15 protein-coding genes are annotated in these 13917 nt (G+C 61.3%); 12 read left to right on the forward strand and 3 right to left on the reverse strand.

Annotated features, from left to right (window positions below; all coding sequences use genetic code 11):
• Positions 1–60: 60 nt before the first annotated feature.
• The 3 genes from HJC00_RS30700 to HJC00_RS30710 form a co-directional block, all read right to left on the reverse strand.
• Entirely contained in the window at positions 61–504 is a 444-nt protein-coding gene (locus tag HJC00_RS30700; RefSeq protein WP_210633378.1) for a pseudoazurin, read from the reverse strand.
• A 276-nt stretch (positions 505–780) separates the two neighbouring features.
• Positions 781–2706 (reverse strand): PAS domain-containing sensor histidine kinase, encoded by a 1926-nt coding sequence (locus tag HJC00_RS30705; protein ID WP_210633376.1) that lies wholly within the window; start codon positions 2704–2706, stop codon positions 781–783.
• A gap of 26 nt (positions 2707–2732) precedes the next feature.
• Entirely contained in the window at positions 2733–3464 is a 732-nt protein-coding gene (locus tag HJC00_RS30710) for a Crp/Fnr family transcriptional regulator (RefSeq protein WP_210633375.1), read from the reverse strand.
• A 237-nt stretch (positions 3465–3701) separates the two neighbouring features.
• Here HJC00_RS30710 and ccoN point away from each other — a divergent pair, with 237 nt between their 5' ends.
• From ccoN to HJC00_RS30770, 12 genes are all read left to right on the forward strand, one after another.
• Positions 3702–5324, forward strand: a complete 1623-nt coding sequence (gene ccoN / locus HJC00_RS30715; RefSeq protein ID WP_221123597.1) for a cytochrome-c oxidase, cbb3-type subunit I — start codon at positions 3702–3704, stop codon at positions 5322–5324.
• Between the two features lie 8 nt (positions 5325–5332).
• Entirely contained in the window at positions 5333–6067 is a 735-nt protein-coding gene (gene ccoO, locus HJC00_RS30720; protein ID WP_210633365.1) for a cytochrome-c oxidase, cbb3-type subunit II, read from the forward strand.
• 8 nt (positions 6068–6075) lie between these two features.
• Positions 6076–6228, forward strand: a complete 153-nt coding sequence (locus HJC00_RS30725; protein ID WP_017969139.1) for a CcoQ/FixQ family Cbb3-type cytochrome c oxidase assembly chaperone — start codon at positions 6076–6078, stop codon at positions 6226–6228.
• A gap of 1 nt (position 6229) precedes the next feature.
• The gene (ccoP, locus tag HJC00_RS30730; protein ID WP_210633364.1) at positions 6230–7093 is read left to right on the forward strand and encodes a cytochrome-c oxidase, cbb3-type subunit III; all 864 of its coding nucleotides are present in this window, start codon (positions 6230–6232) and stop codon (positions 7091–7093) included.
• 110 nt (positions 7094–7203) lie between these two features.
• Positions 7204–7389, forward strand: coding sequence for a hypothetical protein (locus tag HJC00_RS30735; RefSeq protein WP_210633362.1), 186 nt, complete (start codon positions 7204–7206; stop codon positions 7387–7389).
• Positions 7390–7560: 171 nt separating this feature from the next.
• Positions 7561–9129 (forward strand): cytochrome c oxidase accessory protein CcoG, encoded by a 1569-nt coding sequence (gene ccoG / locus HJC00_RS30740; protein ID WP_221165101.1) that lies wholly within the window; start codon positions 7561–7563, stop codon positions 9127–9129.
• Positions 9126–9611, forward strand: coding sequence for a FixH family protein (locus tag HJC00_RS30745; RefSeq protein ID WP_221165102.1), 486 nt, complete (start codon positions 9126–9128; stop codon positions 9609–9611). The genes ccoG and HJC00_RS30745 overlap by 4 nt, the downstream gene beginning before the upstream one ends.
• Complete coding sequence (locus HJC00_RS30750) at positions 9608–11890, forward strand: cation-translocating P-type ATPase (protein WP_221165103.1); 2283 nt, start codon at positions 9608–9610, stop codon at positions 11888–11890. Before HJC00_RS30745 ends, HJC00_RS30750 begins: the two co-directional genes overlap by 4 nt.
• Positions 11887–12045 (forward strand): cbb3-type cytochrome oxidase assembly protein CcoS, encoded by a 159-nt coding sequence (ccoS, locus tag HJC00_RS30755; protein WP_210633356.1) that lies wholly within the window; start codon positions 11887–11889, stop codon positions 12043–12045. The genes HJC00_RS30750 and ccoS overlap by 4 nt, the downstream gene beginning before the upstream one ends.
• A 31-nt stretch (positions 12046–12076) precedes the next feature.
• Complete coding sequence (locus tag HJC00_RS30760; RefSeq protein WP_210633549.1) at positions 12077–12742, forward strand: Crp/Fnr family transcriptional regulator; 666 nt, start codon at positions 12077–12079, stop codon at positions 12740–12742.
• Positions 12743–12837: 95 nt separating this feature from the next.
• The gene (gene ccmI / locus HJC00_RS30765; RefSeq protein ID WP_221165104.1) at positions 12838–13710 is read left to right on the forward strand and encodes a c-type cytochrome biogenesis protein CcmI; all 873 of its coding nucleotides are present in this window, start codon (positions 12838–12840) and stop codon (positions 13708–13710) included.
• A partial coding sequence (locus tag HJC00_RS30770) for a cytochrome c maturation protein CcmE (RefSeq protein WP_221124229.1) occupies positions 13707–13917 on the forward strand: 211 nt, incomplete at its 3' end. The genes ccmI and HJC00_RS30770, both read left to right, overlap by 4 nt.

Genomic DNA, 13917 nt, shown 5'->3' on the forward strand with positions numbered 1-13917 from the left:
ATGATGGTTCTCCATCGTGCGGGATGGCGCGCGATCACGGCCATCCGCACCGGTCGTTGATCACTGGGCGATATGGACAAGATCGGCATCGAGCCGCTTGCGTACCATGTTCGGCACCTTTGCCGTCTTGATCGCTTCGAGATTGGCCGGGCTGTCGCCGACCTGGATCAAGGCAACCATGCCCATGCCGGCATGCGGCGTGCATTTCAGGACATAGGCGCCGGCAACATCGAATTTGGCCTGATACTGTTCGTTCGGCTTGGATTTGAATTCGGCGACGCCATCCGGAATGAGGCCCTTGAAGGTCTCGACGTTGTGGCTCTTGTCGGTGGGAATGAAGGTGACGGTGTCGCCGGGGGCGATCTTCAAGAAGCCGGGCTCGAACACCATTGCGCCGTCGGCGCCCTTGTTGAGCATCTGAACCTGGTGGTCGGCGGCCAGCAACGGCGCTGCCGAGGCAATCAAGGCTGCCGCCGCAGCGATCAGACCGAATTTCAAACGCATTTGCAATCTCCTGTTCTGCGAGGCTCGATCAGCCTCATGAACCTGTTTTAGGAGATGCCGAAACCGGCCTCTTTGACGCCCGTCAAATTCCCGGAAAAAGCTGAAGATCAGTTTTTGGCTGTTGCCCGCCACACCAGGAATGGCCTTGCCTTACTCGGCCATACGGCCTTGCGCCAATTGCCGGAGCGTTCCGACGAAGCCGTCAGGCGACGCAGATGACCGGGAGGACGTTCGCCTGGCGAGCGTCAGCAATTCGAGATGGCAACAGGTCCGAGATCACCTCGCGTCGAGAAGCTCGCGGATCTTCAACCCCAGTTCCTTGGCGGTATAGGGCTTGCGCAGCCACTGTGCGCCGGGAACGATGCCTTTGCCCGCAAGGCCCGGCTCGCTATATCCGGAGGTGAACAAAACCGCGATGTCGGGACGCTGGAGGCGCACCTGTCGTGCGAGTTCGTCGCCCGTCATCCCGCCCGGCATGACGATATCGGTGAACAGCAGCGCGATTTCGGGATTTTCCCGCAGGAGGTCGAGTGCACGGTGGCCGTTTTCGGCTTCACGCACCCTGTAGCCCATTGAGGCGAGCCTGGCGACGGCCACGCGGCGGACGCGGGCATCATCCTCGACGACCAGCACCGTTTCGTCGCCGCGCGGCAGCTGGCTCTCGCCGCTGCCATCATCCGCCGCGGGCTCCCGGGGTTTTACCCCGTTGACCGCCGGCAGATATATCCTGACCGTCGTGCCGCGCCCCACCTCGCTGTAAAGCTGGAGATGCCCGCCCGACTGTTTGACGAAACCATAGACCATGCTGAGTCCGAGCCCCGTGCCCGAGCCGACCTCCTTGGTGGTGAAAAACGGCTCGATCGCGCGCTTCCTGACCTCCTCGGTCATGCCCGTGCCGGTGTCCGTCATGGTAATGAGGACAAAGTTGCCGCTGCGCACCTCCGGATACATTTTCGCATAATCGGCATCGAGATGGACGTGCGAAATCGTTGTCGTCAGACTGCCGCCCTTCGGCATGGCGTCCCTTGCGTTCAGGGCAATATTGAGAATGGCGTTCTGAAGCTGTGAACTGTCGACGAGGACGTTGAGGCCCGACCCGTCAATGACGGTCGACAGCCTGATATCTTCGCCGAGCGTTCGTCGCAGCATATCCGAAAAGCCGCTGAGGAGCTGACCGAGATCGGCATGTTTGGGATTCAGCGGCTGCCGTCGGCCGAAAGCCAGCAGCTGGCCGGTCAGGATCGCCCCGTCCTGCGCGGCGGCCTGAGCCTCGTGGAGAATGTCTCGAAGGCTTCCGGAGGGCAGCTTGTCCTCAATCATTTCGAGATTGCCGCTGATGACGGTGAGAAGATTGTTGAAATCGTGCGCGATGCCACCCGTTAATTGGCCGACGGCTTCCATCTTCTGGGCCTGACGGAGATCCTCCTCGATCTTGAATCGGCTCGTCAGATCGCGGACGAAACCCGTGAAAATCCGCTCGCCATTGGCCGTCGCCTCGCCAACGTGCAATTCCATGGGGAATTGCGATCCATCGGCCCGCTGTCCGGTTACGACGCGCCCGTAGCCGATGATGCGCTTCTCGCCGGTTTCGATGTAGTGGTCGATATAGCCGTCGTGGGCGTCGCGGTAGGGATTCGGCATCAGATTGCTGACATTACGGCCGCAAATCTCCTCCGCCGGCATTCCGAACAGTTTTTCGGCAGCCTTGCTGAACGACAGTACCGTTCCCTTGTGGTCAATGACTACCATTGCGTCGGGCACTGTATCGAGGATCGAACTGAGATGTGCCTCACGCGACTTGACCGCCTCCTGAGCCTGCCTCAGGGCGCTGACATCGCTGTTTGTCTGGATGACGGTAAGCTCTCCGTCCGGCAGATTGACCAGCACGCAGCGGGAGGCGACATGGATGTCGTGCCCGCTCTTATGGCGATGAATGATTTCGCCGTGCCAGAAGCCGCGCGATTTCAACTGATCGCGGATGTTTTCCGCCGGTTCGGGAAACTTCGTCGCCAGAAGTTCGTGGACCTTCTCGCTGACGGCCTCCTCTCTTGCCCAGCCATACATGTTCTCGCAGCCGATCGACCAATGCGTGATCGTTCCGTCGAAACGATGAACCATGATATCCGCTCCGTCGAGCACGTGCACCATGGCATCCAGCTCCTGCGGCGATGCGGTTCTCGGTGACACGAGGCGGTGAGGCATGAATGTCGATCCTCCGGCTTGTTCCATCAGTGCAGGTTGACCCTATGACAGGAATCGTCAGTAAAATCATCTGCGTCGCCGGACAACTGTTTCAGGCGGGCGAGATTGACGATCCTCAGGTCGTGCCTGCCCTCGGGAATTACGATGTTGCGTGATGCCAGTTTCGTGATCGTGCGAGACACGGTCTCGATGGTCAGGCCGAGATGATCCGCAATGTCCTGGCGGTTCATCGGAACGCGCACCAACCCTTGGCGCGGCCGCGGGTTGCGGCGCGATGCAAGCTTGACGATGAAACTGCAGAGGCGTTCCTCGGCATTCTTTTTCGACAACAGCACCATCTGTTCATGCGCAGCGGCCGCCTCCTGGCAGAGCAGGGAGATATAGGCCGGGCCGAGGGCGTCGGAACGGGCGACTTCTTCATGAAAGCTCTTGCGCGACATGCGCCGGATCTTGCATTCGGTGACGGCCTCCGCAGTGAAAATGAAATCGTTCTGCAAGGATGCGCCGATGAGATCGCCGGCGAAATGAAAGGCGGTGATCACCCGGCGGCCTTCGCCGATGATGCGATGCAGGCGAACGACGCCTTCTTCCACCTGGAAGAGATGCTTCGCCTGATCGCCCTCCCAGCAAATCGCCTTGCCGGCTGCGACGGGTTCCGCCGCCGAGCTCCGGAAAAGCGACGAAAGCGATTGGCCGGCATTAATGGCTTCGCCCGTTTGCTCGGCATTTTCGAACGCGTGGTTGTTCTGCATCAGCATCGTCGTGTCCCCTCGTGGCAGTGGGTGCAGTAGAAAGCCGCTGCGTCACACGCGTATGAGCGGACGGTGCCAAAGGGTGAAAGAGTGTAACAATGTGTAACAGCGGCGGTCCATCCGCAGCTTGGAGTCTCCTTGTTGATGTAGATCAAGGAGCCGTCGCCGGCTTCGTGACAGTCCTGCCCCGAACTACGAGAAAGCCGGCCGCGGGGCGGTCGTCTTTGCACTGGGGACGACATCATGAATTATACTGTGGAAACAATGATGCTCGCGGTCGCGGCGTTTCTAGCGCTGCTCGGAGCCGCATTCGCGCATGATCATCTCTTTGCGGTCCATATGGGCATACTCAGCTTCTGCCTGGTTGCGGGAACCCTGCTCCTTGTCAGGAGGATCGACTTCGCACCGGCGGACCAACGGCGGAAGGTCGACCTGTCCGGCTATTTCGACGACGTGATCCGCTATGGTCTGATCGCCACCGTATTCTGGGGCGTGGTCGGCTTCCTGGTCGGCGTCATTATCGCGCTGCAACTGGCCTTTCCCGACCTCAATTTCGCGCCCTATCTCAATTTCGGCAGGCTGCGGCCGGTTCACACATCGGCGGTCATCTTCGCTTTCGGCGGCAACGCGCTGATCATGACGTCCTTCTACGTGGTGCAGCGGACCTGTCGCGCACGTCTCTTCGGCGGCAGCCTCGCCTGGTTCGTCTTCTGGGGGTACCAGCTCTTCATCGTCATGGCGGCAACCGGCTACGTGCTCGGCATCACCCAGGCGCGTGAATATGCCGAGCCCGAATGGTATGTCGACCTGTGGCTGACCGTTGTCTGGGTCGCCTATCTCGCCGTCTATCTCGGAACGATCCTGAAGCGCAAAGAACCACACATCTATGTGGCGAACTGGTTCTATCTCGGCTTCATCGTCACCATCGCGATGCTGCACGTGGTCAACAACCTTGCGGTACCGGCCTCGTTCCTCGGGTCCAAGAGCTATTCTCTCTTCTCGGGCGTTCAGGATGCGCTGACGCAGTGGTGGTATGGCCACAACGCCGTCGGCTTTTTCCTTACCGCCGGCTTCCTCGGCATGATGTACTATTTCGTGCCGAAGCAGGCCAACCGGCCCGTCTATTCGTACCGGCTCTCGATCATCCACTTCTGGGCCCTGATCTTCATGTATATCTGGGCCGGCCCGCACCATCTCCATTACACGGCGCTGCCCGACTGGGCCCAGACGCTCGGCATGGTTTTCTCGGTCATGCTCTGGATGCCCTCCTGGGGCGGCATGATCAACGGCCTGATGACCCTTTCGGGCGCCTGGGACAAGATCCGCACCGACCCGATCATCCGCATGATGATCGTCGCCATCGCCTTTTACGGCATGTCGACCTTCGAGGGCCCGATGATGTCGGTCAAAACGGTCAATTCGCTCAGCCACTATACCGAATGGACGATCGGCCATGTGCATTCCGGCGCGCTGGGCTGGGTCGGGATGATCACCTTCGGGGCGATCTATTACCTGACACCGAAATTGTGGGGGCGCGAACGTCTCTACAGCCTGCGGATGGTCAACTGGCACTTCTGGCTCGCGACCCTCGGGATCGTGATCTACGCCGCCGTGCTCTGGGTTGCCGGTATCCAGCAGGGGCTGATGTGGCGCGAATACAATTCCCAGGGCTTTCTCGTCTATTCCTTCGCCGAAACGGTCGCGGCGATGATCCCCTACTACGTGCTGCGCGCGGTCGGCGGAGCGCTTTATCTGGCGGGCGGTCTCGTCATGGCCTGGAACGTGTTCATGACGATCCGCGGCCACCTGCGCGACGAAGCCGCAATCCCGACCACTTTCGTGCCCCAGGCACAGCCTGCCGAATGAGGTGAGACATGGCATCGATATTGGATAAACATAAGATCCTCGAGAAGAACGCGACGCTTCTTCTGGTCGGCTCGCTGCTCGTCGTCAGCATCGGCGGCATCGTTGAAATCGCACCGCTGTTCTATCTGCAGAACACGATCGAGAAAGTGGAAGGCATGCGGCCTTACACGCCGCTGGAGCTCGCCGGGCGCAACGTCTATATCCGTGAAGGCTGCTATCTCTGCCATAGCCAGATGATCAGGCCGTTCCGTGATGAAGTCGAACGTTACGGCCATTATTCGCTGGCCGCGGAATCGATTTACGACCATCCGTTCCAGTGGGGATCCAAACGCACCGGGCCGGACCTGGCCCGTGTCGGCGGACGTTACTCGAACGAATGGCATGTCCAGCATCTCGCAAATCCGCGGGCCGTGGTGCCGGAATCGATCATGCCGAGCTACGCCTTCCTCAAGGAGCGGGAGGTCACCGTCAAGGACGTCGGAATGGACCTCAAGGCCAACGAGGACGTCGGCGTGCCTTACAACGACGACATGCTGGCGAATGCGGAGGCCGACATGAAGGCTCAGGCCGATCCGAATGCGGACACGATGGCCCTCCTCGAACGCTATCCGAAGGCTAAGGTCGGCGATTTCGACGGCGACCCGACCAGGCTGACCGAAATGGACGCGCTGGTCTCCTATCTGCAGATGCTCGGAACGCTGGTCGATTTTTCGACCTATGACGACGCGTCCGGCTACCGTTGAGGTGATCCATGGAAACCTACACTGCAATGAGACACTTCGCCGACAGCTGGGGGCTCCTCGCCATGGCGGCATTCTTCGTCGGCGTGGTCGTATTCACCCTTCGCCCGGGCAGCAAGCAGACGGCGAAAGAAGCCGCCGATATTCCCTTGAAGGACGATTGAGATGTCGGAAAAACATATCGATGAATTCAGCGGTGTCGAAACGACCGGACATGAATGGGACGGCATCCGCGAGCTCAACAATCCCATGCCCCGATGGTGGGTGTGGACCTTCTACGCCACCATACTTTGGGCGGTTGGCTATGCGATTGCATACCCCGCTATCCCGATGATCACTTCCGCCACTAAAGGCTATTTCGGCTACTCAACCCGCGCGGAGCTGCAGCAGGATCTAAATCAGGCCAAGGCGTCTCAGACGCAGTTTCACGACCTGATTGCTGCAAAGACGGTTCAGGAGATCGACGCCGATCCTGCCCTCCGTGAATTCGCAATTGCCGGCGGTGCGTCCTCATTCAAAGTCAATTGCGCGCCCTGTCATGGCTCGGGGGCGAGCGGCGGCCCCGGCTTTCCCAACCTGAACGATGACGACTGGCTGTGGGGCGGCGACTTGGGCGCCATCCAGACGACGATCGCCCACGGGATCCGATTCGATTCGGATGCCGAAACGCACGCCTCCGAGATGCCGGCCTTTGCCGATGTGCTGGAGCCTGTCCAGATGCGACAGGTCGCCGCCTACGTCTGGGGGCTGACCAACGCGCCCTCGAATCCCACAGTCGCGGAAGCCGGAAAAAAGGTCTTTCTCGATAACTGCGCCGCATGTCACGGCGAGGATGCCAGAGGAAAGGCGGAAATGGGTGCCCCGGATCTTGCCGACGCGATTTGGCTGAAGGCACGCGGCGAGGATGCCATCGTCCGCCAGGTCGCCTTTCCCAAACATGGCGTCATGCCTGCCTGGGCAGCACGCTTGGGCGACACGACAGTCAAGGAGCTCACCATTTTCGTCCATTCGCTTGGCGGCGGAACCTAGAGCAACCCAAGCAAAAGTGCGCGGCGGTTTTGCGCCCGCAATGGCGAGAAAACAAAGAGATAGAGCATTTCCGTGATTCAAGGAAAACGGAAATGCTCCAAGGAGAAACGATGACAGTCCACGATCACAATCCCATCCTCGGTCTCTATGGCACGCCGCGCGCCATCATCCGCTCTCGCGTTTCGGAACGCGCCAAGGCGGTGGCGCCGTCGGCCGAACAGGAGGATCCGGCAAAGATCGGAAATTCGATCGTAAGCTTGATCTGCCTCAAGGATCACAAGCAGACGAGCCGATAATTTCAGCTCCTGTCGAGGACGTCTCAGCGGTGTTTCTCCCCCGCTGTCCTCCGGCCACGCCCTTACCCCGGGGCGTGGCCTTTTCATTCCGAAAGGTCATTTCTTGATCTGCATCAAGGAACGGATGCGCCGCGGGTGGGACAAGGGCAGGCAAACACTGGACAGGTCTCCATGAATCTCTACACCGCCCCAGATCCGAATGACATTGAGCGCGTCAGTGTCGAGCCGGTCAACGCCCGGCGCAACCGACAGCCTCTCTATGCGCCGCGCAAGAAGATCTTCCCAAAGCGCGCCGAGGGTCGATTCCGCCGGTTCAAATGGATGGTGATGCTGATCACGCTCGGCATTTATTACCTGGCGCCGTGGATCCGCTGGGATCGCGGTCCCTACGCGCCCGATCAGGCAATTCTCGTCGACCTCTCCTCCCGGCGCTTCTTCTTTTTCTTCATCGAAATCTGGCCCCAGGAATTCTACTATGTCGCGGGCCTGCTCGTCATGGCGGGCTTTGGCCTCTTTCTCGTCACCGCCGCGGTCGGCCGCGCCTGGTGCGGCTACGCCTGTCCGCAGACAGTCTGGGTAGACCTGTTTCTCGTCGTCGAACGCGCCATGGAAGGGGACCGGAACGCGCGAATGAAGCTCGACGCCGGCCCCTTCACTTTCGACAAGCTCAGCAAGCGGTTGATCAAGCATGCGATCTGGCTGTTGATCGGAGCCGCCACCGGCGGGGCGTGGATCTTCTATTTTGCCGACGCGCCGAGCCTGGCGGCTTCGCTGTTTGGTGGCGGCGCTCCTGCGGCCGCCTATGCAACGATCGCCATCCTGACAGCCACGACCTATGTGCTTGGGGGGCTGATGCGCGAACAGGTGTGCACCTACATGTGTCCGTGGCCGCGCATTCAGGGCGCGATGCTGGACGAGAATTCGCTTGTCGTCACCTACAATGACTGGCGAGGCGAGCAGCGGTCGCGCCACGCCAAGAAAACCCAGGCCAAGGGCCTGCCGGTCGGCGATTGCGTGGATTGCAATGCCTGCGTCGCGGTCTGTCCGATGGGCATCGACATACGCGACGGTCAGCAGATGGAATGCATCACATGCGCGCTCTGCATCGATGCCTGCGACGGCGTCATGGACAAGCTGGGAAAACCTCGCGGGCTGATCGCCTATGCGACGCTCAGCGAATATTCGAGCAACATGTCGCTTGCGACGGACGGAGGACGGACCGCCATCCAGCCCTCCAATGTCCGAAACGCCGATGGAAGCTTCATCTCGGCGGTCCGGCATTTCGACTGGCGGATCATCTTTCGTCCGAGGATCGTTTTCTACGCCGTCGTCTGGGCATCGATCGGCATCGCCATGGTCATCCATCTTGCCTTCCGCGAACGACTCGAACTCAACGTCGTCCATGATCGCAACCCCCAATATGTCCTGGAAAGCGACGGCTCCATCCGCAACGGCTACACACTTCGCGTCCTCAACATGGTGCCGACGCCGCGGGATGTGACCATCACCCTCATCGGGCTCGAGGGCGGCGTGATGCGCATTCCCGAGTTCGGCAGGCAGGATGGCCGCAGCTTCACGGTCCGTGCCGAACCGGACGCGGCCACGACGCTGAAGGTCTTCGTGACGCGCAAGCCCGACGGGGCCGAGATCAATGAATTCCTATTCGTTATCGAAGATTCGGACCATTCCGACCGGGCGACCTATCGCGCGGCGTTCAACGCACCGGGAGAGGTGAAATGAAGGCGTCCACTCGAGGTTTTACCGGCTTGCACATGCTGCTCGCCACCTCGGCATTTTTCGCCGTCGTGATTGCCGCCAACGTCACCATGGCCTTCTATGCCTCATCCAGCTGGAGCGGCCTGGTCGTTGAAAACACCTATGTGGCCAGTCAGGAATTCAACGGCAAGGCGGCAGCGATGAAGGCGATGGCCGCCTCCGGCGTCGAGGGCGCTCTCTCCGTCAAGGGCCGCGCGATCCGCTACGACATCCACGATGGCAAGGGCGCGCCTGCGATCATCGACGATGTCACGCTGAACTTCAAAAGACCGGTCGGTGATCACGAGGACTTCCACCTGACGCTCCGGAGGACCGGCGATGGCCGGTTCGAAGCCGACCACGAGGTGACCGGCGGCGACTGGATCGTCGAGGCCATATCGAGAAGGAACGGCGTGGTCGTCATGCACGAGGCGAAGCGCATCGATACGGCGGAGATTGGCCAATGACCTGCTGCACCATGGATACGGAAAGCGTACTCGCCCTCAGCGCGACATCGGCCAGCGCCGACGAAGTCCGGCTGGCGAGCCACCCGCTCGGGGCCGGATTGCATCAGCTCGACCTCAGTGTCCCCGACGTCCACTGCGGCGGCTGCATAGTCACCATCGAAAAAGCGCTGTCGGCGCTTCCCTTCGTCAGGAAGGCCCGGGTCAATCTCACTGCCCGCCGGGTTAGCTGCATCTATCAGGAAGAATTCGAAAGGCAGGCGACCGATCCCTCCGAAATCCTCGCAGCCATCAATGCGGTTGGATACCGCGCGCATCTCTTCACAGCCGCGGCGCCTGAAAACGACCGAATCAGGAACCAGTTGCTGCTGGCGATCGGGGTTTCTGGTTTTGCAGCTGCCAACATCATGCTGCTCTCGGTGTCGGTCTGGTCTGGCGCCGACGCGGCGACCCGGGACATGTTTCACTGGATCTCGGCGATGATCGCGGCCCCCGCACTGGTCTATGCGGGGCGCTTCTTCTTCAAATCGGCCTGGAACGCCTTGAAACGCGGGCGCACCAACATGGACGTTCCGATCTCGCTCGCGGTGACGCTCTCCTATGCCGTCTCCCTGTGGGAGACCGTGCATCACGGCGAACACGCATGGTTCGACGCTTCGGTTTCGCTGCTGTTCTTCCTGCTGATCGGCAGAACCCTCGATCACGTAATGCGCGAAAAGGCACGCGCGGCGATCAACGGTCTGGCAAGACTGGCCCCGCGCGGGGCGCTGCTGATGATGCCGGACGGATCGCGCCGCTACGTTCCGGTGGAAGAGATCGCGGTGGGTGACGACATCGCGATCGCGGCGGGCGAGCGCATCCCCGTCGACGGCATGATCGTCAACGGCGAGAGCGACGTGGACCTCTCCATCGTCACCGGGGAAAGCAGTCCGGTCGCCGTCGCCAAAGGCAGCGCGGTGAATTCGGGTGCGATGAACTTGACCGGCTCCCTCATCCTGAGGGCGACGAAAGTGGCGAGGGATTCCCTTCTATCGGAAATCATCAGCCTCATGGAAGCCGCCGAAGGCGGCAGGGCTCGCTATCGCCGGATCGCCGATCGGGCCGCAGCGCTCTATTCCCCGGCCGTGCACCTGTTGGCGCTGGTCTCCTTTCTCGCCTGGGGATTTTTCGGCGGCGACTGGAAACAGGCGATGCTGGTCGCGGTCGCGGTGCTGATCATTACATGCCCGTGCGCGCTCGGCCTTGCCGTTCCCGTGGTTCAGGTGGTCGCGGCGGGTGAGCTTTTTCGCAAGGGCATCATGGTCAAGGACGGTTCGGCGCTCGAAAGACTGGCCGAGGCGGATATCGTCGCCTTCGACAAGACCGGCACGCTGACGATGGGGCGGCCCCGCCTCGTCGGGGTCGAGGCGACCGACGCGAGCAATACCGCCATCGCCTGCGCATTATCCGCGCATTCACGGCATCCTCTTTCCCAGGCGCTGCTGCGGGACATGGAGCAGGCTTCTTCCTTCTCCTTCGACAGGGTCACGGAAATACCCGCTGGGGGGCTGGAGGCCAGCAATGGAACGGATGTCTATCGGCTGGGCAATCGGGCCTTTGCCTGCGAAACCGGCCCTACGACCGGCGCGGCCGACAGGCCGTTTTCGGAAGTGGTCCTGTCGAAGAACGGTGCCGAACTGGCATATTTCCTCTTTGACGACACGCTTCGCCCCGGCGCTGCCGCGGCTGTCCGCGATATCACTGCCGCCGGCCTTGAAACGCTGATGGTATCAGGCGACCGGCAAACCGTCGTCGACAACACGGCGCGGGCTCTCGGTATTCGAAGGGCTCTGAGCGCGGTGGCGCCGAAGCAGAAGGTCGAGGAATGCCAGAGGCTGAGCGGCGAGGGCCATCGCGTGCTCATGGTCGGCGACGGGATCAACGACGCGCCGGCACTTGCCGCCGCGCATGTCTCGATGGCGCCCGCCACCGCATCCGACATCGGCAGGCAGGCCGCCGACCTCGTCTTTTTCAACGAACGGCTCGATGCCGTTCCGGAAGCGATCGCCGTCGCGCGACGATCCGCCAGCCTGATCCGGCAGAACTTTGTTCTGGCCATCGGCTACAACCTGCTGGCGGTCCCGATCGCGATCGCCGGACTGGCGACGCCGCTGATCGCAGCGGTGGCCATGTCGACATCATCGATCATCGTCGTAACCAATGCGCTGCGGTTGAATACCTTCGGCAAACACTCCCCCATGCCGACCGAAGCGCGAGCCGGCGGGGAGGTCAAAACCGCATGAACATGCTGATCTATCTGATCCCGATCGCGCTGCTGATGGGGGGAATGGGCCTCCTTGCATTCCTCTGGTCGCTGAAGAGCGGCCAGTATGACGACCTTGAAGGAGCTGCTTGGCGAATTCTCATCGAGGACGAAACCGACCGCAACAAATCTTGAGCCGCATATGACCAAGACGAGAGGAAGATCGATGCTTGCGAAAAATCCCATACTTTTGCGGTCTGACCTGTTCGACGGCCTCCACGAGTCGACGATAGAGGAGCTCGCCGCTACAGCTCAGTTTCAAACATTCGCTGCGGATGAGCGGATCATCGCAGAAGGCCAGCCAGCGTTGTTCGTCTATTGCGTGATGAGCGGATTCGTCCGACTTTCCAAATCCGAGTCCGCCGGGCGCGAGGCGGATATCTGCGTCTGCGAGCCCGGCGACACCTTCGGCGAATATCTTCTGTCGGGCGGCGGCACCTACGCCTACGGCGCGTGGTCCGCCGACGGAGCGGAGGTGGCCCTGTTCGAACTTGCGGACTTGCGGGCGCTCGCCGAGCGGTACCCCACCATTCATCGCAACGTCATGCGAATCATGACCCGACATCTGCTCGGCGCGATGGATTGCATAGCAGGAGACCGGCTGCACACGGCCGCGCAACGTGTCGCGAACTACCTCGTGAGCCGTTGCCCGGCCTCGGCGTCGCAGGCCACATTTCGCCTGCCTTACCGGAAGAGGATCCTGGCCGGCAAACTGGGGCTTGCGCCCGAAGCCCTTTCGCGCGCATTCGCGGCGCTCGTTCCTGCAGGTGTCGAAGTCAGAGGCAAGATTGTCCTGGTCGACAGTGTCGACCAGTTGCGGAAGGCGTGCTGACATCGGGAAGCCGGAAAAGAGCGCCGCAATTTGACCGGCGTCAATGTGGCGATCGCCCGCTCCATTAAGGTCGGGGCGAAAGGCACCTCGACGTCATGCTTATCTGGATTGTTTTCGCGGTCATCGCGACTGCCGTCATTGCTTCCCTTCTTCATCCGTTTGCTTCGGGCCTTGCCCGGATCGACAGTGGTGCGGCTGATGCATGCCGGGTCTATCGGGACCAGCTTGTCGACCTCGACAGGGACATGGAGACGAGCCAACTCCCTCGCAACGAGTACGAATATGCCCGTGCCGAAATCGCGCGGCGGCTTTTCAAGGCAACCGAACAACAGTGTGAAGAGCGCCGGAGACCGCCGCATGCCCATCGATGGCCGAAGCTGGCCATCAGCTTATTTCTGCCGCTCGCGAGCATCGGCCTTTATACCCGGCTGGGTTCGCCCGACATGCCGTCGCAGCCGCTGCAGGCGCGGCTGGAAGATCCCGGCCACAATATCGCAATGCTCATTTCCAAGACGGAACGCCATCTCGCAAGCCAGCCCGATGACGGGCGGGGATGGAACGTCATCGCTCCGGTCTACCTCAGGACCGGCCGGATCGCCGAGGCACAGTCGGCTTATCGGAATGCGCTGCGGATCCTCGGACCCGACGTCGATCGCCTGGGCGGCCTCGCCGAGGCCCTGATGATCGAAGCGCAAGGTTCGGTGACCGCGGACACGCTTGACATCCTGCGGCAGATACTCCGGCTCGAACCGAAAAACCCGCGCGCGCTGTTCTACATCGCCGTCGGCATGGAGCAGGCGGGACGGACCACCGAGGCGCTGGCAGATTTCGAAGCGCTGGCGAAATTGTCGCCTGCCGGCGCGGCGTGGCTGCCGCTCGTCAACCAACATATTTCCGCCAATGGCGGCGTTCCGCTGGCCGCTTCGAGGCAGAAGCCTCACATGACAGCTGCAGGAGATTCGCGATGACGCGCAAGCAGAAGCGCCTTGCGGTGATCGCGGGCGGGATGAGTTTCATCCTTGCGGCGGTGCTTTTGGTGATGTTCGCCTTCAGCCAGTCGGTGGCCTATTTCTACATGCCGGCCGATCTGGCCAAGACGCCGGTGGCGCCGGAGACCCGCATCCGGCTGGGCGGCCTGGTCGGAGCGGGCAGCGTCGTGCGCGGCGCCGGTTCGA

It is taken from the genome of Rhizobium sp. NLR22b (assembly GCF_019685295.1).
Taxonomy (GTDB): Bacteria; Pseudomonadota; Alphaproteobacteria; order Rhizobiales; family Rhizobiaceae; genus Rhizobium.